This window comes from Streptomyces sp. NPDC001093 (assembly GCF_040298985.1).
Lineage (GTDB): Bacteria > Actinomycetota > Actinomycetes > Streptomycetales > Streptomycetaceae > Streptomyces.
In genome coordinates, this window is sequence record NZ_JBEPBF010000087.1 from 1 (window position 1) to 22,596 (window position 22,596).

A 22,596-nucleotide genomic window follows, 5' to 3' on the forward strand; every position below is an offset into this window, starting at 1 on the left:
GCTGGACGCGCGGCGGCGCCTGGCGAACCTCGCCGGCGCGCTGGAGGTGACGGCGGGCGGCGGTCGGCTGCTCGGCGCGGGCCAGGTGGTGCTCGTCGACGACCTGATCACGACGGGTGCCAGCCTCGCGGAGGCGGCGCGGGTTGTCCGGGAGGTGGCAGAGGAGCGAACTGGAGTGAGAACAGTCGTGTACGGGGCCGTAACTCGGGAAGGAAGGGATGAACGACGGATCGGAGCACGGTGGGACGGTACGAAGTGGGTGCATGGTGCACCGGAAAAGACGGCCGTGAACACGCTTCGGCATGCGCTCCATGCGGCCGTGATCGCCGCACCGCCGGATTCTTTCGAAATAAACAGGAACTGACCGCCGACCTGCATCGTTGCAGGTCGTGAGAGGGGTAATTCACCTGAACGGAGGTACGCGGGAGTAGAGGGTGACGACATCCGTCCGGGCGAGATATGTTCGGTTGTGAGGAAAGGCGCAGGCCACACCTCTCATATCGGAATGCCGTGCCATGGGTTTTCGGCAATCACCCGTGGCGGTGGGGTGGAGATCTCGCCCTTGGGGGAGGAGGAGGTGGAAGTCACCGAGTCCGAGGTCCGGTGCTCACCGGATCTGGTGCAAAAGGGAGATGCTCCGCCGATGGAGCGGAGCGATCCGGGAACGGAGTTCTGCGTGGACATCGTCGTCAAGGGCCGCAAGACCGAGGTGCCCGAGCGGTTCCGCAAGCACGTGGCCGAGAAGCTGAAGCTGGAGAAGATCCAGAGGCTCGATGCCAAGGTGATCAGCCTCGACGTCGAGGTGTCCAAGGAGCCCAACCCCCGACAGGCCGACCGCTGTGATCGAGTGGAGATCACGCTCCGCTCCCGCGGTCCGGTGATCCGGGCGGAAGCGGCGGCCAGCGACCCGTACGCGGCACTCGACCTGGCGGCGGAAAAGCTGGACGCCCGGCTGCGCAAGCAGCACGACAAGCGGTTCTCGCGCCGTGGCGCACGCCGGATCTCGGCGGCCGAGGTCCCCGACCACGTTCCGGGCGCGGCGACGCTGAACGGCAACGGCCTCCTCGTCGAGGAGGAGGAGACGGACGGAGTGCCGACCAAGAAGATCGGCTCGCTGGAGGTCAAGGGCGAAGGCCCCCTCATCGTCCGCGAGAAGACCCACGTCGCCTCCCCGATGACCCTCGACCAGGCTCTCTACGAGATGGAACTGGTCGGCCACGACTTCTACCTGTTCGTCGACTCCGAGACCAAGGAACCGAGTGTCGTCTACCGGCGGCACGCCTACGACTACGGCGTCATCCACCTCAGCACGGACCCGATGGTGGCCGAGGCGCAGCCCCCCGCGGCCGGAGGCACGCTCGGCGGCTGAGCCATCCGGCCCATGTCGAGCCGGTGCCCCTGGAAGCGCGTGTGCGCCCCCAGGGGCACCTGTGTGCGACCAGTTCACGCCTCGCCCGTCGCCCCGGTGTCGCCCGGGCATGAAATCATGGCCGGACCGGCCCAACCGGTGGGCCGCTGCCTTGGGTTGGCGATGGCACAGGACCACCAGGCCACAGCCTTCAGGGGGAGGAACGATGGCGGACACCTTCGGACCGATGCGGGACGAGGATGGCGACGACGGTGTCACCGGCATGGGCCCGGATGCCGGCTCCTCACGCGCCGAGCCGATCAGGGTCCTGGTCGTGGACGACCACGCCCTCTTCCGGCGCGGCCTGGAGATCGTGCTCGCGGCCGAGGAGGACATCCAGGTCGTCGGCGAGGCCGGTGACGGGGCCGAGGCCGTGGACAAGGCCGCCGACCTGCTGCCCGACATCGTGCTGATGGACGTCCGCATGCCCAAGCGCGGCGGGATCGAGGCCTGCACCTCCATCAAGGAGGTCGCCCCCAGCGCCAAGATCATCATGCTGACGATCAGCGACGAGGAGGCCGACCTCTACGACGCGATCAAGGCGGGCGCGACCGGATACCTGCTCAAGGAGATCTCCACGGACGAGGTGGCGACCGCCATTCGCGCGGTGGCCGACGGACAGTCGCAGATCAGCCCGTCCATGGCGTCCAAGCTCCTCACCGAGTTCAAGTCGATGATCCAGCGCACCGACGAGCGCCGGCTGGTGCCCGCGCCCCGGCTGACGGACCGGGAGCTGGAGGTCCTCAAGCTCGTCGCCACCGGGATGAACAACCGGGACATCGCCAAGGAACTGTTCATCTCCGAGAACACCGTGAAGAACCACGTCCGCAACATCCTGGAGAAGCTCCAGCTGCACTCCAGGATGGAAGCCGTGGTCTACGCGATGCGGGAGAAGATCCTCGAGATCCGCTGAACAGCGGTCGTACCGGCCGTGTCGGCTAGGCGAGGGTGCGGGCGAGCTCCCTTGCCAGGGGCTCGCGCAGGCCGGGCGCGTCCACCTGCTCCACGCGGACGTCCGTGCAGTTCACCCAGGTCGCGGCCTCGATCAGGGCCTGGGCGACCGCCGGGACCGCCTTCGGGCCGTCCAGGGTGACCTGTCTGGCCACCAGCGTCCTGCCCTCTCGTGCCGGGTCCACCCGCCCGACCAGCCGGCCGCCCGCGAGCACCGGCATCGCGAAGTAGCCGTGGACCCGCTTCGGCTTCGGCACGTACGCCTCCAGGCGGTGCGTGAAGCCGAAGATCCGCTCTGTGCGCGCCCGCTCCCAGATCAGCGAGTCGAACGGCGACAGCAGGGTGGTGCGGTGTCGGCCGCGCGGCGGTGCCGAAAGGGCCGCCGGATCGGCCCAGGCCGGCTTCCCCCAGCCCTCGACCTCGACCGGCACCAGACCCGAGTCGGCGATCACCGCGTCGACCTGCTCGCCCTTGAGGCGGTGGTAGTCGGCGATGTCCGCGCGCGTGCCCACGCCGAGGGACTCACCGGCCAGCCGGACCAGGCGGCGCAGGCACTCGGTGTCGTCCAGCTCGTCGTGCAGCAGCGGGTCCGGGACGGCGCGCTCGGCGAGGTCGTACACCCGCTTCCAGCCGCGGCGCTCGACGCACACCACCTCGCCGTACATCAGCGCGCGCTCCACCGCGACCTTGGTGCCCGACCAGTCCCACCAGTCGCTCGTCCTCTTGGCGCCGCCCAGCTCCGTGGAGGTCAGCGGGCCCTCCGCGCGCAGCTGCTTGATGACCTGGTCGTAGACGCCCTCGGGCAGCTTGTGGTTCCAGTGCGGGCGGTCGCGGTAGGCGCGGCGGCGGAAGGCGAAGTACGGCCACTCCTCGATGGGCAGGATGCACGCCGCGTGCGACCAGTACTCGAAGGCGTGGGCGCCCGTCCAGTAGGCGGCCTCGACCGCTTGGCGGCCGACCGCGCCGAGCCGGGCGTACGGCACGAGTTCGTGGGAACGGGCGAGGACCGAGATCGTGTCGAGCTGGACCGCGCCGAGGTGGCGCAGCACGCCGCGGACACCGGCCCGCCGGTCGGGCGCGCCGAGGAAGCCCTGGGCCCGCAGGGCGATACGGCGGGCGTCGTCCGCGGTGAGGGTGGTGGTCGGGCGCGGAAGGGTCGTCATGCCCCGGACGATAGAGGGTGCCACTGACAGCCCGCGGTGAGCTGGGCGGATGCCCGGAAGGTGGCCTGGGCAGGTCGCCGGAAACGGTGGGCGGAGGCCGGACGGCGGGCTGGGCGGACGCGCGCAGGCGGTCAGGAACGGGCGGGCAGGTACGGTGCCGTGGACGGCAGGCCCAGGTCCGAGGGGAGCAGGGAGCCGACCCAGCAGTCCCGGCGCACTCCCTTGTTGTTGATCGCTGAGCGCAGGACGCCCTCGATGGTGAACCCCGCGCGTTCGGCCACCGCGCGGGAGGCGTGGTTGCCGACCTCGGCGCGCCATTCGACCCGGTCGACGCCGATCCGGGTGAAGATCCAGCGGCAGGCGGTGAGCGTGGCCTCGGTGACGTAACCGTGGCCGCGGTGCTCCTTGGCCGCCCAGAAGCCGACCTCCGCCACGCCGAGCGAACGCATGGTCAGACCGAGCATGCCGGCGAGTTCCCCGCCGGTGAGGAACACACCGAAGGTGAACATCGAGCCCTGTGCCCAGCCGTCGGGGACCAGCTGCTCGGTGAAGCCGCTCGCGTGCTCGGGCAGATACGGCGAGGGCACCGTGGTCCAGCGCTGGATGTCGGGGTCCTGGGCGGCGTCGTGGACCGCCTGGGTGTCGTGCGGGCCGACTGTACGCAGGACCAGGCGGTCCGTGGTGAGAGTGACGGGTTCCATCGGCTGATTGTGCTCGTGGGACCGCAGCCGGGCCATCGATTTTCGCTATACGTGAGCGCGTGATCACATTTCGCGCAATTCATCGCGGCGATGCGGCACTATCCGTGTGCGCCGTGCGTTGTCCTGGATGAACAGCCGTCGGGTGGCCAGGCCTCCCGGCCCAGCCGGGTCCTCGCATACGATGGCCGTTGCTCAGTACGTCAAATGGAAACCGACCGTCCCAGGCCCGACCGGCAAGGAGACAAGCCCCCGTGTCCGTCCTCTCGAAGATCATGCGTGCAGGCGAAGGCAAGATCCTGCGCAAGCTGCACCGCATCGCGGACCAGGTCAACTCCATCGAAGAGGACTTCGTGAACCTCTCCGACGCCGAGCTGCGGGCCCTCACCGATGAGTACAAGCAGCGGTACGCCGACGGTGAGAGCCTGGACGACCTGCTCCCCGAGGCGTTCGCCACCGTGCGCGAGGCCGCCAAGCGCGTCCTCGGCCAGCGGCACTACGACGTGCAGCTGATGGGCGGCGCCGCCCTCCACCTCGGCTATGTGGCCGAGATGAAGACCGGTGAGGGCAAGACCCTCGTCGGCACCCTGCCCGCGTATCTGAACGCCCTGTCCGGCGAGGGCGTCCACATCGTCACGGTCAACGACTACCTGGCCGAGCGCGACTCCGAGATGATGGGTCGCGTCCACAAGTTCCTGGGCCTGAGCGTCGGCTGCATCCTCGCCAGCATGACCCCGGCCCAGCGCCGCGAGCAGTACAACTGCGACATCACCTACGGCACGAACAACGAGTTCGGCTTCGACTACCTGCGCGACAACATGGCGTGGTCGCAGGACGAGCTGGTGCAGCGCGGCCACAACTTCGCCATCGTCGACGAGGTCGACTCCATCCTCGTCGACGAGGCCCGTACGCCGCTGATCATCTCGGGCCCGGCCGACCAGGCCACCAAGTGGTACGGCGACTTCGCCAAGCTGGTCACCCGCCTCAAGCGCGGCGAGGCCGGCAACCCGCTCAAGGGCGTCGAGGAGACCGGCGACTACGACGTCGACGAGAAGAAGCGCACGGTCGCCATCCACGAGGCCGGCGTCACCAAGGTCGAGGACTGGCTGGGCATCGACAACCTCTACGAGTCGGTGAACACCCCGCTCGTGGGTTACCTGAACAACGCCATCAAGGCCAAGGAGCTCTTCAAGCGCGACAAGGACTACGTCGTCCTCGACGGCGAGGTCATGATCGTCGACGAGCACACCGGCCGTATCCTCGCCGGCCGCCGCTACAACGAGGGCATGCACCAGGCGATCGAGGCGAAGGAAGGGGTGGACATCAAGGACGAGAACCAGACGCTCGCCACGATCACCCTGCAGAACTTCTTCCGCCTCTACTCGAAGCTGTCCGGCATGACCGGTACGGCGATGACCGAGGCCGCCGAGTTCCACCAGATCTACAAGCTCGGCGTGGTCCCGATCCCGACCAACCGGCCGATGGTCCGCAAGGACCAGTCGGACCTGATCTACCGCACCGAGGTCGCCAAGTTCGAGGCGGTCGTCGACGACATCGCCGAGAAGCACGAGAAGGGCCAGCCGATCCTCGTCGGCACGACCTCCGTCGAGAAGTCGGAGTACCTCTCGCAGCAGCTCAGCAAGCGCGGCATCCAGCACGAGGTGCTGAACGCCAAGCACCACGAGCGCGAGGCGTCGATCGTCGCCCAGGCCGGCCGCAAGGGCGCGGTGACCGTCGCCACCAACATGGCCGGTCGTGGTACGGACATCAAGCTCGGCGGCAACCCCGACGATCTCGCCGAGGCCGAGCTGCGCCAGCGCGGCCTCGACCCCGAGGAGCACATCGAGGAGTGGGCCGCGGCCCTGCCCGCCGCCCTGGAGAAGGCCGAGCAGGCCGTCAAGGCCGAGTTCGAAGAGGTCAAGGCGCTCGGCGGCCTCTACGTCCTCGGCACCGAGCGGCACGAGTCCCGGCGCATCGACAACCAGCTGCGCGGTCGTTCCGGCCGTCAGGGCGACCCGGGCGAGTCGCGCTTCTACCTCTCCCTCGGCGACGACCTGATGCGCCTGTTCAAGGCCCAGATGGTCGAGCGCGTGATGGCCATGGCCAACGTGCCGGACGACGTGCCGATCGAGAACAAGATGGTCACGCGCGCGATCGCGTCCGCGCAGTCGCAGGTCGAGCAGCAGAACTTCGAGACCCGTAAGAACGTTCTGAAGTACGACGAGGTCCTCAACCGGCAGCGCGAGGTCATCTACGGCGAGCGCCGGCGCGTGCTGGAGGGAGAGGATCTGCAGGAGCAGATCAAGCACTTCATGGACGACACGATCGACGCGTACGTCCAGGCGGAGACCGCCGACGGCTTCCCCGAGGACTGGGACCTGGACCGGCTGTGGGGTGCCTTCAAGCAGCTCTACCCGGTGAAGGTCACCATCGAGGAGCTGGAGGAGGCCGCCGGCGACCGGGCCGGTCTGACCGCGGAGTTCATCTCCGAGTCCATCAAGGAGGACATCAACGAGCAGTACGAGGCCCGGGAGGCGCAGCTCGGCTCCGAGATCATGCGTGAGCTGGAGCGCCGGGTCGTGCTGTCGGTCCTCGACCGCAAGTGGCGTGAGCACCTCTACGAGATGGACTACCTCCAGGAGGGCATCGGCCTGCGCGCGATGGCGCAGAAGGACCCGCTGGTCGAGTACCAGCGCGAGGGCTTCGACATGTTCACCGCGATGATGGACGGCATCAAGGAGGAGTCCGTCGGCTACCTGTTCAACCTGGAGGTCCAGGTCGAGCAGCAGGTCGAGGAGGTCCCGGTCGAGGCCGCGGAGCAGGTCGGCGAGGGCGTTCCGGAGACGGTTCCGGCGCAGGCCGGGGCGCGTCCGGAGATCCGCGCGAAGGGACTGGACGTTCCGCAGCGGAGGGATCTGCACTTCTCGGCGCCGACCGTGGACGGTGAGGGCGGCATCGTGGAGCGCGACCTGGAGGACGACGAGCCGGTGCGGTCCGAGGCGGACGGGCTGACGCGGGCCGAGCGGCGGCGGCAGGCCAAGGGCGGGCGGCGCCGCAAGAAGTAGCGGTTGCCTGCGGCGCTTCAGCCGGTTGTGAGGGGCCGGGTTCCTTTGGGGGCCCGGCCCTTCTGCGTTGCTTCTGTCAAGCCGCTGGGGGTTGCGGGTGGGGGCCGGCTCAGGGCCGCGGCTGGTGGCGGGGGCCGGTTTCCACCGCTGTGCAGCGCCAGCGGCGGTCCTGGCCGCGTTCCAGGCGGAAGGCCAGGGCGCGGAGCTGGTCGCCGGCGGCGATGCGGGCGAAGACCTCGAGGGCGCCCTCGCTGGGGACGTAGTAGCCGATGTCGTGGACGACGGGGCGGCCTCCGCGCGTACGCAGGGGGCTGCGTTCGGCGAGGCGGGTCAGGTCGTCGTAGGCGCGGCCGGCGGTGTGGCGGAGCATCCAGTGCACGGGCCGCTGACCGCTCAGAACGGCCAGCAGACGGTCGGCGAAGAGGTCGGTGGGGCGTACCGCAGGGAGGGCGGCCTCCGGCGCTGTAAGGGCCGTACCGGCGTTTCCGGGGGCGGTCGGCGGCAGGTCGTGCCTGCCCCTGACGGACGGCTTCCGGGGCGGGGCGCCGCCCGGGCGGCGCGTGTCGTGGCGGGTCGGCGGGCGGTGGCGCGGGTGGGGGGTGCGGTTCGTCGCCTTGGGCGCGGTGCGGCTCATGACCTTGTTCATGGGGTCCCCGTTCGGCCGGCCCGGTGATACCGGGCGGTAACTCGCTGGTGGGGATCTTGTACGGGGGCCGGGAGCGGGGAGGCAAGGACGGCGGGGCGGGCTCGCACGAGGCGGGAAGGTTCACCTATCCGAGGGATGCCGGGTGCGTCGGTTCCCGAGGTGCGGCGGGTGCACCGGGTGAATGCGCGGCCTGGAATGGACGGCTCCCAGAGCCTGGACACAGACCCGAAAGGGGACGGGCGCACGTATCCTGAAGGCCCTCCGGGAGTCGCCGCAGCCGGCCTTCCCGGGGCCTCAGCGGAGCCTTTGAGCAGGAAAGAGCGGCCAGTATGCGCGTCTACGTCCCCCTGACCCTCCCCGGTCTCGCCGAGGCGCACAAGACGGGTGAGCTGGGGACCGGCCCCTTCCTGGCCTATGCCGTCACGCCCGCGCTGCGCGAGTGGTATCTCTCCGAGGACATCGAGGAGCTGGAGTACGCGGCGCTCAGCCGGGCCGCGCTGGCCTCGCTGCGGCTGCTGGCGGCGGATCCGGGTGCGGTACGGCGCCGGGTCGTGGTCGCCGTGGACGTGGCGGACGGCGCCGTGAGTGTCGACCCCGACCGCGGGCTGGACCCGTCCGCGCTCGGCGAGGTGACCGTGACGGCGACCATGCCGCTCGCCAAGGCGGCCGCGGTGCATGTCGACGCCGATGAGGCGGAGCAGGACGTGGCCGCGGCGGCGGACGCGCTGGAGGCGGCCGACGGCGGGGACGACGACGCGCAGTTCGTCGTGGACGGCGCGGACGATCACGAGCTGCTGTGGTACGCCACGCAGGAGATCCCCAACCTCGTCGGACTCGCCTGACCCGGTCTGACCTGGGCGGATTCACCGGCCGGCCTCGTTGTCAGTGGGGGCGGGTACGGTTTTTGGCATGGGGATGCAGGGGAACGCGCACATCGTCTGGGACTGGAACGGCACGTTGTTCCACGACAATGACGCGATCATCGGGGCGACGAACGCCGCCTTCGCCGAGCTGGGGCTCGAGCCGATCACGCTGGAGCAGTACCGGTCGCTGTACTGCGTGCCGGTGCCGAAGTTCTACGAGCGGCTGATCGGCCGGCTGCCGACCGACGCCGAGTGGGAACTGATGGACGAGGTCTTCCACCGGTACTACGCCGAGCACCGGGCGCGGTGCGGTCTGACCGAGGGGGCGGCGGAGTTGCTCGCGGGGTGGCGGTCGGCGGGGCACAGCCAGTCGCTGCTGAGTATGTATGGGCACGAGGAACTGGTGCCGCTCGTGCGGGGGTTCGGGATCGAGGCGCACTTTCTGCGGGTCGACGGGCGTACGGGGCCGTCCGGGGGGAGCAAGGCCGCGCACATGGTGCGGCATCTGGAGGCGCTGAGCGGGGTTGTGGAGCCCGCGCGGACCGTGGTGATCGGGGACGCGGCGGACGACGCGGTTGCCGCGCGGGGTGCGGGGGCGCGGGCCGTGCTGTACACCGGGGGGTCGCACAGCAGGGCCAGCCTCGAGGACGTGGGGGTGCCGGTGGTGGACACGCTGGCCGAGGCGGTGGAGGAAGCGCAGCGAATAGCGGCGTAGCCGCAGGTGCCGGTTGTTTGGTGACCGGTGCTCCGGTGCCGGCGGTCTGTGCCGTGGCGAGGGCGGTTCCGTCTGGCGGCGCCGGTCGGGCGTGGGGTGTCGCCGCTGGGCGACGGTGTGTTTCGCGTGCCGACGTCCACCGCCCAGCCGTGCCGCCCCTGGCGGCACGACTGCCCGTGGCCGGCGCGGGTCCGCAGGTGCGCCGGCCCGGTGATGCCGTGGGCGGGCAGCCGTGCGGTCGGCCGTCCTCCTCAGCTCACCGGTGCCTTGGAGCGCAGTACCCGGAGGAACTCGCGCATCCAGGCCGGGTGGTCGGGCCAGGCCCGGGAGGAGACCAGGGTGCCGTCGACCACGGCTTCGGTGTCCTGGAAGCTCGCTCCGGCCGCCTGCATGTCCGGCTCCAGCGCGGGGTACGCCGTGACGCGGCGGCCGCGCAGGCTGTCGATCGCCGCGGTGAGCAGCGGGCCGTGGCAGATCTGGGCGACCGGCCGGTCGGAGTCGAAGAACGCCTTGAGGATCTTGCGGAGCTCGGGGTCGTTGCGCAGATACTCGGGAGCCCGGCCGCCGGGGATGACGAGGGCCGCGTACTCGCCGGGGTCCACGTCGGCGAAGGCCAGGTCGGCGGGCCAGGTGTAGCCGGGCTTCTCGGTGTAGGTGTCGTAGCCGGGTTCGAAGTCATGGACGACGAAGCGGAGCGTCTTGCGGGAGGGGGCCGCGATATGGACCTCGTAGCCTTCCTCGCGCAGGCGCTGGTACGGGTAGAGGACTTCCAGGGACTCCGCCGCGTCGCCGGTGACGATCAGGATCTTCGCGGGCATGTCGGCTCCTCCGGGTACTCCGGTGCTCGGTGCTCCTGCACTCCTGGGGCACTCCTGGTCGGGACGCACTGTCCCTGGGCAACGTGCCAACACCGGGCGTGCTTGCCAAGGGGGGCCGTCGCGGTTCCGGTCCTCGGCCGAGCGCCGGGGCCCCACCTGGTGGCAGGGTGCCCTGTTCTCAGAGTGCGGTCAGGGTCCCACCGGCGCGACCGGACGCCCGCCGTCACCTGGTCCGCCACCCACCCCGGTCGGCCCCGCCGCCCCCGCCGCCCCCTTCCTCACGTCAGCCCCGCCGACTCCGGAAGCCCCAAGCGCCCCGACAGGAGCCATATCCATGCCACAGCCACTTCGCCCACATCAACCTGCAAGCTCACAAACACCCCGAACCCCACCCGACCGAATACGCCACCACCCCCGGCCCCGCCCCTGTGCAGAACGTCAAACTTCACCCCTCGGTTTTGTACACATACGGCTCATGACGGGCCCCCGGTGAGGAGCGATAGCCTTGTGGCGTGATCAGCGCGATATCTCGCGGGGGCGATCCTGCTCCTGCCCTGCGCCCGGGTTGCACGGAACACCTCCGTGACCGGGCGGCGGTCGCTGGTCTTCGCGGGCGGGACGGGGCCGCAGGAGCCTCCGGGACGCCGAGGACAACCCTGGACACGGCGGCGCAGAGAGCAGCGTCACACCCGACGGGCGTGTCGAGAATGGCCGAATTCCTCCCGCTCATCTCACCTCACGGCATAGCGTCGATGCGGACCGGACACCCCGGGCCGTGGCGTCGAGCCGGAGGGAAAGAGACCGTACTTCCTTCTACGTCACGCAACGGCGCGCGACAGGAGTCAGAGGACAATGCAGACCAAGCTGGACGAAGCCAAGGCCGAGCTGCTCGAGAGGGCCGCCCGGGTAGCTGAGAACAGCCCGGTCGGGGGGCACCTACCGACCGGGACCGAGGGCGAGGGCTCCCCGGACACCCCGGACAGCGAGTCCATGCTCGCGTTCCTCCAGCGCTACTACCTGCACACCGCCCCGGAAGACCTCGCCGACCGCGACCCGGTCGACGTCTTCGGCGCCGCGGTCTCGCACTACCGTCTCGCCGAGATGCGCCCCCAGGGCACGGCGAACGTGCGGGTCCACACCCCGACCGTCGAGGAGAACGGGTGGACCTGCAGCCACTCGGTCGTGGAGGTCGTCACCGACGACATGCCCTTCCTCGTCGACTCGGTCACCAATGAGCTGACCCGGCGCGGGTGCGGCATCCATGTCGTCGTCCACCCGCAGTTCGTGGTCCGGCGCGACCTGACCGGCAAGCTGATCGAGGTCCTGCCGACCCCGCCGAGCGGTGACCTGCCGCACGACGCGCACTTCGAGTCCTGGATCCACGTCGAGATCGACCGGGAGACCGACCGCGCCGACCTGAAGCAGATCACCGCCGATCTGCTGCGCGTGCTGTCCGACGTGCGCGAGGCCGTCGAGGACTGGGAGAAGATGCGGAGCACGGCGACCCGGATCGCCGACGAGCTGCCGAGCGAGCCCGCCCCGGGCGACCTCCCCCGGCCCGAGGTCGAGGAGGCCCGCGAGCTGCTGCGCTGGCTGGCCGACGACCACTTCACCTTCCTCGGCTACCGCGAGTACCAGCTGCGCGAGGACGACACGCTCGCCGCCGTGCCCGGCACCGGTCTCGGCATACTGCGCTCGGACCCGCACCACGCCGAGGACGAGCAGCACCCGGTCAGCCCCTCCTTCGAGCGGCTGCCGGCCGACGCCCGCGCCAAGGCCCGCGAGCACAAGCTGCTCGTGCTGACCAAGGCCAACAGCCGCGCCACCGTGCACCGGCCGTCGTACCTGGACTACATCGGCGTCAAGAAGTTCGACGCGGACGGCAACGTCGTCGGTGAGCGGCGCTTCCTCGGGCTGTTCTCCTCCGCCGCCTACACCGAGTCCGTGCGCCGGGTCCCCGTGATCCGCCGCAAGGTGGACGAGGTGCTGGAGCGCGCCGGGTTCTCGCCCAACAGCCACGACGGCCGCGACCTGCTGCAGATCCTGGAGACCTACCCGCGCGACGAGCTGTTCCAGACGCCCGTCGCCGAGCTGCAGTCCATCGTCACCAGCGTCCTGTATCTGCAGGAGCGGCGGCGGCTGAGGCTCTACCTGCGGCAGGACGAGTACGGCCGCTACTACTCGGCCCTCGTCTACCTCCCGCGCGACCGCTACACCACCGGTGTCCGGCTGCGGATCATCGACATCCTCAAGGAGGAGCTCGGCGGCGTCAGCGTCGACTTCACCGCCTGGAACACCGAGTCGATCCTGTCCCGGCTGCACTTCGTCGTCCGCGTCCCGCCGGGCACCGTGCTGCCCGAGCTGTCGGACGCCGACAAGGACCGTATCGAGGCCCGCCTGGTCGAGGCCGCCCGGTCCTGGGCCGACGCGTTCGCCGAGGCGCTGACCGCAGAGTGCGGCGAGGAGCGCGCGGCCGAGGTGCTGCGCCGCTACAACCACGCCTTCCCCGAGGGCTACAAGGCCGACCACACCCCGCGCGCCGCGGTCGCCGACCTGGTCCACCTGGAGCAGCTCAGCGAGGACAAGACGTTCAGCCTGAGCCTGTACGAGCCGGTGGGTGCCGGGCCGGAGGAGCGCCGGTTCAAGATCTACCAGAAGGGCGGCACCGTCTCCCTTTCCAAGGTGCTGCCGGTGCTCAGCCGCCTCGGCGTCGAGGTCACCGACGAGCGGCCCTACGAGCTGCGCTGCGCGGACCGCACCACCGCCTGGATCTACGACTTCGGTCTGCGCATGCCCAAGGCGGTCGGCGGCGACCACCTCGCCGACGACGCGCGCGAGCGCTTCCAGGAGGCCTTCGCCGCCACCTGGACCGGCAAGGCGGAGAACGACGGCTTCAACGCCCTGGTGCTGAGCGCCGGGCTGACCTGGCGGCAGGCGATGGTGCTGCGCGCCTACGCCAAGTACCTGCGGCAGGCCGGTTCGACCTTCTCGCAGGACTACATGGAGGACACCCTCCGCAACAACGTCCACACCACGCGTCTGCTGGTCTCGCTGTTCGAGGCGCGGATGTCGCCGGACCGGCAGAAGGCCGGCCTGGAGATCACGGACGCCCTGCTGGAGGAGCTGGACGCGGCCCTGGACCAGGTGGCGAGCCTGGACGAGGACCGGATCCTCAGGTCCTTCCTCACCGTCATCAAGGCGACCCTGCGCACGAACTTCTTCCAGGAGGCGCTCGGCGGCAAGCCGCACGACTACGTCTCCATGAAGTTCGACCCGCAGGCCGTCCCGGACCTGCCGGCGCCCCGCCCGGCGTACGAGATCTGGGTGTACTCCCCGCGCGTCGAGGGCGTGCACCTGCGCTTCGGCAAGGTCGCGCGCGGCGGTCTGCGCTGGTCCGACCGGCGTGAGGACTTCCGTACCGAGATCCTGGGCCTGGTCAAGGCGCAGATGGTGAAGAACACCGTCATCGTGCCGGTCGGCGCCAAGGGCGGATTCGTCGCCAAGCAGCTGCCGGACCCGGCGGTGGACCGCGACGCCTGGCTGGCCGAGGGCATCGCCAGCTACAAGACGTTCATCTCGGCGCTGCTCGACATCACCGACAACATGGTCGCCGGCGAGGTCGTGCCGCCGCAGGACGTGGTCCGGCACGACGGCGACGACACCTACCTCGTCGTCGCCGCCGACAAGGGCACCGCGACCTTCTCGGACATCGCCAACGGGGTCGCCGAGAAGTACAACTTCTGGCTCGGCGACGCCTTCGCCTCCGGCGGCTCGGCCGGCTACGACCACAAGGGCATGGGCATCACCGCGCGCGGCGCCTGGGAGTCCGTGAAGCGGCACTTCCGTGAGCTGGGCGTGGACACGCAGTCCGAGGACTTCACGGTCGTCGGCATCGGCGACATGTCCGGCGACGTGTTCGGCAACGGCATGCTGCTGTCCGAGCACATCCGCCTGGTCGCCGCCTTCGACCACCGGCACATCTTCATCGACCCCACCCCGGACGCGGCCACCTCCTACGCCGAGCGCCGCCGCCTGTTCGAGCTGCCCCGCTCCAGCTGGGCCGACTACAACACCGAACTGCTGTCGGCGGGCGGCGGGATCTTCCCGCGCAGCGCCAAGTCGATCCCGGTCAACGCCCACATCCGCGAGGCCCTCGGCATCGAGGGCAAGGTCGCCAAGATGACCCCGGCCGACCTGATGAAGGCGATCCTGCAGTCCCCGGTGGACCTGCTGTGGAACGGCGGCATCGGCACGTACGTGAAGGCGTCGGCGGAGTCCAACGCGGACGTCGGCGACAAGGCCAACGACGCCATCCGCGTCGACGGCGCCGACCTGCGGGTCAAGGTGGTCGGCGAGGGCGGCAACCTGGGCCTGACCCAGCTCGGCCGGATCGAGTTCGCCATGCACGGCGGCAAGATCAACACCGACGCGATCGACAACAGCGCCGGCGTGGACACCTCCGACCACGAGGTGAACATCAAGATCCTGCTGAACGGCCTGGTCGCGGACGGCGACATGACCGTCAAGCAGCGCAACAAGCTGCTCGCCGAGATGACCGACGAGGTCGGCGCGCTGGTCCTGCGCAACAACTACGCGCAGAACACCGCCCTGGCCAACGCCCTGTTCCAGGCCAAGGACATGCTCCACGCCCAGCAGCGGTTCATCCGCCACCTGGTGCGCGAGGGCCACCTGGACCGGGCGCTGGAGTTCCTGCCGGCCGACCGCCAGATCCGTGAGCGTCTCGCCCAGGGCCAGGGCCTGACCGGTCCCGAGACGGCCGTCGTGCTGGCGTACACGAAGATCACGGTCGCCGAGGAGCTGCTGCACACCTCGCTGCCGGACGACCCGTACCTGCGCACCCTGCTGCACGCCTACTTCCCGACGGCGCTGCGCGAGCGGTTCGCGGACGCGATCGACAACCACCCCCTGCGCCGTGAGATCACCACGACCGTGCTGGTCAACGACACGGTCAACACGGGCGGTACGACGTATCTGCACCGTCTGCGCGAGGAGACCGGCGCCTCCCTGGAGGAGATCGTCCGCGCCCAGACCGCGGCCCGCGCGATCTTCTCCTCGGCACCGGTGTGGGACGCGGTGGAGGCCCTGGACAACAAGGTCGACGCGGCCGTCCAGACCCGGATCCGGCTGCACTCGCGCCGACTCGTCGAGCGCGGTACCCGCTGGCTGCTCAACAACCGGCCGCAGCCGCTGCAGCTCGCCGAGACGGTCGAGTTCTTCGCCGAGCGGGTCGAGCGGGTCTGGCAGGAGCTGCCGAAGCTGCTGCGCGGCGCGGACCTGGAGTGGTACCAGCACGTGTACGACGAGCTGTCCGCGGCCGGTGTCCCGGACGAACTCGCCACGCGCGTGGCCGGTTTCTCCTCCGCCTTCCCGACGCTGGACATCGTGTCGGTGGCCGACCGCACGGGCAAGGAGCCGCTCGACGTCGCCGAGATCTACTACGACCTCGCCGACCGGCTCAACATCACGCAGCTGATGGACCGCATCATCGAGCTGCCCCGTGCCGACCGCTGGCAGTCCATGGCCCGCGCCTCCATCCGCGAGGACCTGTACGCGGCGCACGCGGCCCTCACCGCGGACGTCCTCGCGGTCGGCAACGGCACCTCCACTCCCGAGCAGCGCTTCAAGGCCTGGGAGCAGAAGAACGCGCCCATCCTGAGCCGGGCGCGCACCACCCTGGAGGAGATCCGCGGTTCGGAGACCTTCGACCTCGCCAACCTGTCGGTGGCGATGCGGACGATGCGGACGCTGCTGCGCACGCACTCGTAGCCGTACGAGAGTGGTACGACAGTGAGGGCATAGCCGTACGACGGTGAGAGCGCCCCGGGCCGACGACAGAGCGGACCGGGGCGTTCCGTTTCTTGCCGACCCTTAGCCAAAAACGATCAGCGAATTTACCGTTTCCTGCTAATCGATGGCCTTCGGATAGGGTCGGCGCTGTGACTGTTCAACTCACCGAGATCACCGAGACCCGCCCGGCAGCGCCCCCCGCGCCGGCTCCGGCCCGGCGGCCCGTCAAGCGGGTCGTGCTGGAGGTCGTGAAATTCGGGATCGTCGGCGGCAGTGGGGTCCTCGTCAATTTCCTGATCTTCAACCTGCTGCTGCACGGCCTGGGTTGGCAGGCGATGACCGCGACCGTCCTGGCCAGCTGTATCGCCATGGCGACCAATTACCTGGGCTTCCGCTATTTCGCCTATCGCGACCGGTCCTCGCGCACGAGCAGTCAGATCACCCTGTTCTTCGTCTTCAGCGGCCTCGGTGTCGTGATGGAAATCGGCCTGTTCTGGGTCGGTTACCACGGTCTCGGCCTGCACAGCGTGCTCGCGTCGAATGCGGCGAAGGCCGTGTCGATCGTGCTCGCCTCCGCCTTCCGCTTCCTCGTCTACCGCACTTGGGTGTTCCAGCAGGATGCACACCGCACCGCCTGATACTGATCCGGTGAGCCGTACACCGTCCCCGCCGAGCGCCGCGCGGGCCGGCCGCGCCCTGCCGCAGGCCGCCGCCGCGCTCGTCGTCGTACTGCTGCTCCTGGTGATCGTCCGCCTGCCCTGGGCCGGCGACCTCGGCATGCACGCGGCCACGGTCCAGCGCCTCAGCCACAACCTGTTCCACCCCGGCAACCCGCTGGTCGACGCGGACACGCCGAGCCCCTACTACTCGCCGTGGATGCTGGTCCTGGGCGTGGTCGCCAAGCTGACCGGCCTGTCGGTGTTCGTGGTCCTGCGGCTGGCCGCGCTGGTCGGCCTCACCCTGCTGGTCACCGGCGTCTGGCGGTACGTCCGCACCCTGTCCCCGCACCGCGCGGCCCCCGCCCTGGCCCTGCTCAGCCTGCTCTTCCTCTGGGGCACGGTGCTGTTCAACTGGTCCGGCTTCCTGGGCCTGAACTCACTCGCGCTGACGGTGTCGTACCCCAGCGCCTTCGCGCTCGGCCTCACCTTCCACTTCTGGGCCTGGGTCACGCGGGCGACGCGGGAGGAGACCGCGTGGGGAAGGTGGCTGTGGCTCGGTGTGCTGTGGGCACTGATCCTGCTGTGCCACCAGTTCACCGGCGTGGTGGCCTCTCTGGGCGCCCTGGCGATGGTGATCGCGGCGCGACCGACCCGCCCGGTGCTGCTGCGACTGTCCGCCGCGCTCGCCCTGGGCCTGCTCCTGCTGTGGCTGTGGCCGTACTACGACTTCTTCTCCCTCTTCTCCGCCGGCGCGGACCTGGAGGCCATCCACAAGCCGCTGTACGAGGACCTGGCCGCACGGTTCGGCCTGGTGCTGCTCGGGGTGGCGGCGCTGGTGCTGCGCTTCCGCCGCGACCGCTGGGACCCGCTGGTCCTGTTCTTCGCCCTCGGCGTGCTGGTGTTCGCCGCGGGCGGGCTGTCCGGCCACTACTCCTGGGGCCGCGCCCTGCCCGCCGCGTTGATCCCCGCGCAGCTCGCGGCCGCGCTGGAGGTCGTCTCGGCCGGGCGGCGGGCCGTACGGGTGGGCTGGGCCTGTGTGCTGGGTGCCGCCCTGCTCGTCGGCGCCTGGACGCAGGCCGGGACGCTCGGTTATGTGACCGGAAGGTCGGCACTGCCTTCGGCCGTCGCGTCGAAGTACCACACGCCGTGGGTGGGGTACCGCTGGATCACGCCGTGGGTGAAGTACGGGGACGTGGTGATGGCCGGGACGACGCCGGCTCGGCAGATCCCCGCGTACGGGCCGTACACCGTGGCGCCGGGCTATCCGGATGTGTTCCTGCCGGACGCCGCGCGGCGGGAGGATGCGGTCACCCGCTACTTCGCCGCGGGGACGTCTGCTGCCGACCGGGCCGGGATTCTGCGGGAGTACCGCGTGAAGTGGGTCGTGGGCCCGAAGAGCCTGGCGGGACCGGGGCTTCGGAAGGTGACCACGGGCCCGGAGAGTCAGATCCTGTACCGAGTGGTGCCCTGAGCTGTCGCCGGACGGGGGCGTGTGCGCTTGACCGGTTCCTGCGGTCGGTGACCTTCGGGAGATCAGGTACTACGCCGTCGGGCTCGGGGTGCCTGTCCGTGGAACCCGGCCCAGTCCACCGCCCGCCCCGCGCCGGATGGCTGTCCGCTGACCGGACCGGGACTGCTCTGCGCGGGTGCGGTGCTCGCCGCGGCCACCCGCGGCAGGGTCACCCACGCGCCTGACCGAGCGGCCGCGGACACCTCTGGCGCCGCTCAGCCACCTTCACTGAAGGCGGCTGAGCGGCGCCAGAACACGGCCGTCCTCACCTCAGCACGCTCGTCACCAGCTTCGCCGCCTTGCGGACGCGCGGGCGGGCGATCTTGCGGATGACCGGGCGGATGACGCTTGCCGTCACGCCGACGGGATTCCAGCGGACCTGCAGCCGGCCCGGGTTGCGCCCCTCGGGTTCGACGGTGACCTCGTGCGGGGCCGCGCCGGAGCGGTAGTCGATGCGGGCGGTGAGGGTGGGGAAGGTGAGCGGGGCCAGCAGGAGGCCGGCGTTGGACAGGCCCTGCTGCTGGAGGCGGACCAGGGGGTGGCGTACACCGGCGAAGCCCTGCAGGGGGAGCGGGGCCTCGGTCAGGTCCAGATGGACCGTGCCCTCGAACAGGCCGGGGCGGACCGGGTCCAGACGGAAGGGGACCGTCATCCGGCGGTTGCCGGGGGAGAGGAGCAGGCCGGCTCGCTGCGGGCCGACCGGCAGGCGCAGACCCGGGTCGTACGTGCGCACGGCCAGGGTGAGCGAGGCGCCGGGGCCGGGAGTCAGCTCCGTGATCTCGTGGCGGAACTGCGCGCTCGGGAACGGACGCGTGTCCAACTCCAGGTCGGACACCTCCAGTTCGCGCCGGGCGCGGTCGGAGGAGGGCACGCTGTCGCCCCAGTACGGGACACCGGAGGCGTCGGCCGTGACCTGCCGCGGTGCCACCCCGTGCCCGAGGCCGCGGGCCGCGAGCCGGACGTCGTCCAGGCGGCCTTCCCGCAGCAGCTCCAGCACCACCCGCTCGGGGCGGGGCAGGCGCGCGTACGCACCCGGGGACAGCGTCTCCAGGTACGGGTTCATGATGTCGGCGAAGGCGGTCAGCCACTCCTCGTCCCGGTAGGGCAGGTCGCCCGCGTACATCCGGAAGTCGTGCTTGAGGAACTTGAAGTCCTTGTCCTCGCGCAGCCCCGCATGCCCGCTCTCCACCAGGAAGTCGTCGATCAGACGCTGGACGTGGACGCGGTCGCGGACGTTGGTGACCTTGTGCCGCTGGTTCGAGATCGAGGCCGAGGCCGCCGCCGCGAACGGGTCGATGTACCAGACGTACACCGGGTCCGGGATGATCGTGAACGCCCGTGCCAGGCAGTACGCCTGCGCCGAGAACAGCTGGTCCTCGTAGTGGATGCCCTCCGGGAAGCGGAGTTCGTGGCGGTCCAGGAAGGAGCGGGCGTACATCTTGCTCGTCGACAGGTGCTCGAAGAGCAGCCGCGGGTCCTCCTCGATGCCCTGCACCGTGCGGCGCTCGGCGACGAGGTGCGGCATCCACGTCGAGCGGCGGCCGGTGTCCTCGCGGTGCCGGCGCACCGCGCCCATGGTGAAGTCCACCTCGCGCTCGCGGTGCGCGGCGAGCAGCAACTCGACCGCGCGGGGCGGGAGTTCGTCGTCGCTGTCGAGGAACATCAGGTACGGCGCCCTGGCGATCTCGATCGCGCGGTTGCGCGGGGCGCTGCAGCCGCCGCTGTTCTCCGGCAGGCGCAGGTAGCGGACGCGGGCGTCCTCCGACTCCAGCCGGCGCGCCACCGCGGGCGTGTCGTCCGTGGAGTGGTCGTCGCTGATGATGATCTCGATGTTCGCGTGCGTCTGCGCGCGCAGCGAGGCGACCGCCCGGGGCAGGCGGGCGGCGTCGTTGTAGACGATGACCGTCACCGTCACGTCGGGGGTCGTCATGCCGAGGCCTCCTCGGGGGTCGGGGCGGGGGTGCGTTCCTCGAGCGGGATCACCGGTGGCAGTGACTCCTCCGGTTCGCCCAGGAACACCCGTCGTACGACCCGCTCGGCGGCGCGGCCGTCGTCGTACTCGCAGAACCGGCGCCGGAAGGCGGCCCGTGCCTTGGTCGCGCTCTCGTCACGCCAGGCGCCGGAGGCGAAGATCTCCGTCAGCTCCTCCTGGGTGCGGGCGACCTGGCCGGGGTGGTCGGTCATGAGGTCGAAGTAGACGCCCCGGGTGGTCCGGTAGGTCTCCCAGTCGTCGGCGTAGACGACGATCGGGCGGTCGAGGTTGGCGTAGTCGAACATGATCGACGAGTAGTCCGTGACCAGCGCGTCGGCGGCCAGGCACAGCTCCTCCACGGGGTCGTAGGAGGAGACGTCGATGATCCGGCCGGAGCGGCGCAGGCCGGTCAGCGGGGAGGCGGCGCCGCCGTAGAAGTAGTGGGCGCGGACCAGGAGGACCGTGTCCTCGCCGAGGCGGTCGGCGAGGGCGGCGAGGTCCAGGCGCGGGGTGAAGCCGGCCTCGTAGTCGCGGTGCGTGGGCGCGTAGAGGACGGCCGTCTTGCCGCGCGGGATGCCGAGGCGCTCGCGGGCGGCGCGGACGTCGGCGGCCGTGGCCGAGTAGAAGACGTCGTTGCGCGGGTAGCCGTAGTCCAGCGAGGTGTAGCGGGCCGGGTAGGCGCGCTCCCACATACGGGTGGAGTGGCTGTTGGCGCTGACGCTGTAGTCCCACTTGTCGATGCGGGCCAGCAGGGCGTCGAAGTCCAGGCCCTTGGCGGCGGCCGGGTGCTCCATCTGGTCCAGGCCCATGCGCTTGAGCGGGGTGCCGTGGTGGGTCTGGAGGTGGATCGCGTCGGGGCGCTTGACCACCGCGTTGGGGTAGTTGACGTTGTTGACCAGGTACTTGGCGGTGGCCAGCGTCTCCCAGTAGCGGCGGGTGCCGGGGATCACATGGTCGGTGCCGGGCGGCAGCAGGGCCTCGTTGCTCTTCGACACCACCCACACCGGGCGGATGTGCGGGGCGAGTTCGCGGAGCTTCGCGGCGATCGCGGCCGGGTTGCAGGCCACTCCGCGCTCCCAGTAGGCGGCGAACACGGCCAGGTTCGGGTCGACCGGGCGGGTCAGGGCGCGGCGGTACTGCTGGTCGCGGAGCTTGGCGCCGACCTGCTTCTTGCGGGTCCGCACGGCCTTCTTGGCGGCGCGGCGGGTGCGGTTGGCGGCCTGGAACGCGCGGTACTTGGTGTACGCGCCCTCCTCCAGCAGGGAGTGCCGTACGCCCTCCACACCGGCCGGGCGCTCGTGGTTCTCGGGGCGCCAGCGGACCGCGGCGAGGGAGGCCCGGCGGAAGAACTCGCGGGCCACCGCGTCGGGCAGGTTCTCGCCGGCGAAGGTGCGCACGAGGTCGCGCATCATCAGGTCGTACAGCACCCCGCGGGCGGCGCGGCGGTCCTTGGCGAGGGCGAGCAGCGACTCGTAGCGCTCGATCAGCTCGAACCGGTCCTCGGGGGCGAGCGGCGGCAGGCTCTCGGGGCGCAGTTCGCGGCTCTCGTACGCCGCCTGGTTCAGGCAGGCGACGCGGCCGGCGTGCAGCAGGGCGGCGTACGCGGCCTGCGGCTCGTCGTCGGTGGTCAGGCGCTCCTCGTGCGCCCGCCAGAACTCGGCGCGCAGGGCGCGGTTGCCGAGCAGCGGGGTGAGGCGCAGCAGGTCGGCGGCCTCGTCCAGGGGCAGGCTCTCGCGGCCGACGGCGGCGAGGAGCCGGCCGTCGCGGGAGGGCGTGGCGGCGGTCTGCCAGGTGGTGGTGGCGTGGTCGAAGACGAGTACGTCCACCCCGGCGCCGTCGGTGGCGTCCAGCTCGGCGGTCCGCTCGGCGATCAGCCGGGCGGCGCCGGCCGGCAGGCTGTCCTTGGCGTGGACGAAGTGCAGCCAGCGGCCGGTCGCGCGGGCGGCGCCGGGGGCCCGGGCCGCCGCGTCACCGGTGCCCTCCGGCAGCGGTACGACCACCGTCTCGGGGGCGTGGCCCTCGGCCGTCTCCCGCGCCCAGTCGCCGACCGCGGCGACGACGACCTCGGCGTCGGGGAGCGGGCGGGCTTCCAGGGAGTCCAGCAACTCCGTCAGATGCCCCTGTGCGTTCGGTCCGTAGACGATGACGCTGAGTTGGGGCATCGCAGTGGACTCCTTCGGTTGATCGGGGGATCACCCTTCATAACATACTGTTACTAAGCGGATGAAAGGGATAATGGCGTTCAGAGTAAGAACGGCCCAAGGAGGAAGAGGGCGTTCCGTGGCCTACGGTTTCCCTCTCGGTAACTTTAATGCCGTCT

General features: G+C 70.5%; 15 protein-coding genes. 9 read left to right on the forward strand and 6 right to left on the reverse strand.

The genetic code is table 11. From position 1 onward, the window contains the following. The 3 genes from ABT288_RS33000 to ABT288_RS33010 form a co-directional block, all read left to right on the forward strand. Positions 1–364, forward strand: a 364-nt coding sequence (locus ABT288_RS33000; protein WP_351615654.1) for a hypothetical protein, incomplete at its 5' end; no start/stop codon positions are given. 312 nt (positions 365–676) lie between these two features. Further along, positions 677–1,369, forward strand: a complete 693-nt coding sequence (gene hpf / locus ABT288_RS33005; protein ID WP_450857650.1) for a ribosome hibernation-promoting factor, HPF/YfiA family — start codon at positions 677–679, stop codon at positions 1,367–1,369. A 205-nt stretch (positions 1,370–1,574) separates the two neighbouring features. Then, positions 1,575–2,321 carry a response regulator gene (locus ABT288_RS33010; RefSeq protein ID WP_351615660.1) on the forward strand — a complete coding sequence of 249 codons (747 nt, stop codon included), beginning with the start codon at positions 1,575–1,577 and terminating at the stop codon, positions 2,319–2,321. 25 nt (positions 2,322–2,346) lie between these two features. On the opposite strand, the gene ABT288_RS33015 is transcribed toward ABT288_RS33010, so the two are convergent. Then, positions 2,347–3,522 (reverse strand): winged helix-turn-helix domain-containing protein, encoded by a 1,176-nt coding sequence (locus ABT288_RS33015; protein WP_351615663.1) that lies wholly within the window; start codon positions 3,520–3,522, stop codon positions 2,347–2,349. 131 nt (positions 3,523–3,653) lie between these two features. Then, complete coding sequence (locus ABT288_RS33020; RefSeq protein ID WP_351615666.1) at positions 3,654–4,223, reverse strand: GNAT family N-acetyltransferase; 570 nt, start codon at positions 4,221–4,223, stop codon at positions 3,654–3,656. A 251-nt stretch (positions 4,224–4,474) separates the two neighbouring features. Here ABT288_RS33020 and secA point away from each other — a divergent pair, with 251 nt between their 5' ends. Next, entirely contained in the window at positions 4,475–7,285 is a 2,811-nt protein-coding gene (gene secA / locus ABT288_RS33025; protein ID WP_351615669.1) for a preprotein translocase subunit SecA, read from the forward strand. 109 nt (positions 7,286–7,394) lie between these two features. Here secA and ABT288_RS33030 read toward each other — a convergent pair whose 3' ends face one another. Then, a complete protein-coding gene (locus ABT288_RS33030; protein WP_351615672.1) occupies positions 7,395–7,931 on the reverse strand; it encodes an Rv3235 family protein in 537 nt (178 codons plus the stop codon). Between the two features lie 329 nt (positions 7,932–8,260). Here ABT288_RS33030 and ABT288_RS33035 point away from each other — a divergent pair, with 329 nt between their 5' ends. Both ABT288_RS33035 and ABT288_RS33040 read left to right on the forward strand, forming a co-directional pair. Next, the gene (locus tag ABT288_RS33035) at positions 8,261–8,773 is read left to right on the forward strand and encodes a DUF6912 family protein (RefSeq protein WP_351615675.1); all 513 of its coding nucleotides are present in this window, start codon (positions 8,261–8,263) and stop codon (positions 8,771–8,773) included. Between the two features lie 67 nt (positions 8,774–8,840). Further along, complete coding sequence (locus ABT288_RS33040; protein WP_351615678.1) at positions 8,841–9,509, forward strand: HAD family hydrolase; 669 nt, start codon at positions 8,841–8,843, stop codon at positions 9,507–9,509. Between the two features lie 251 nt (positions 9,510–9,760). Here the strand turns inward: ABT288_RS33040 and ABT288_RS33045 are convergent, their stop codons facing one another. Beyond that, complete coding sequence (locus tag ABT288_RS33045) at positions 9,761–10,327, reverse strand: DJ-1/PfpI family protein (RefSeq protein WP_351615681.1); 567 nt, start codon at positions 10,325–10,327, stop codon at positions 9,761–9,763. Positions 10,328–11,179: 852 nt separating this feature from the next. On the opposite strand from ABT288_RS33045, the gene ABT288_RS33050 reads away from it, so the two are divergent. The 3 genes from ABT288_RS33050 (at position 11,180) to ABT288_RS33060 (ending at position 18,265) form a co-directional block, all read left to right on the forward strand. Further along, complete coding sequence (locus ABT288_RS33050; RefSeq protein WP_351615683.1) at positions 11,180–16,114, forward strand: NAD-glutamate dehydrogenase; 4,935 nt, start codon at positions 11,180–11,182, stop codon at positions 16,112–16,114. Positions 16,115–16,371: 257 nt separating this feature from the next. Beyond that, positions 16,372–16,773: a GtrA family protein gene (locus ABT288_RS33055; RefSeq protein WP_351615686.1), complete on the forward strand. Its 402-nt coding sequence runs from the start codon at positions 16,372–16,374 to the stop codon at positions 16,771–16,773. Continuing rightward, entirely contained in the window at positions 16,754–18,265 is a 1,512-nt protein-coding gene (locus ABT288_RS33060; RefSeq protein ID WP_351615689.1) for a putative glycosyltransferase family protein, read from the forward strand. The genes ABT288_RS33055 and ABT288_RS33060 overlap by 20 nt, the downstream gene beginning before the upstream one ends. Positions 18,266–18,569: 304 nt before the next feature. On the opposite strand, the gene ABT288_RS33065 is transcribed toward ABT288_RS33060, so the two are convergent. Both ABT288_RS33065 and ABT288_RS33070 read right to left on the reverse strand, forming a co-directional pair. After that, the gene (locus ABT288_RS33065; RefSeq protein ID WP_351615692.1) at positions 18,570–20,234 is read right to left on the reverse strand and encodes a glycosyltransferase family 2 protein; all 1,665 of its coding nucleotides are present in this window, start codon (positions 20,232–20,234) and stop codon (positions 18,570–18,572) included. Beyond that, positions 20,231–22,438, reverse strand: coding sequence for a CDP-glycerol glycerophosphotransferase family protein (locus tag ABT288_RS33070; protein ID WP_351615695.1), 2,208 nt, complete (start codon positions 22,436–22,438; stop codon positions 20,231–20,233). Before ABT288_RS33070 ends, ABT288_RS33065 begins: the two co-directional genes overlap by 4 nt. Between the last annotated feature and the right edge of the window lie 158 nt (positions 22,439–22,596).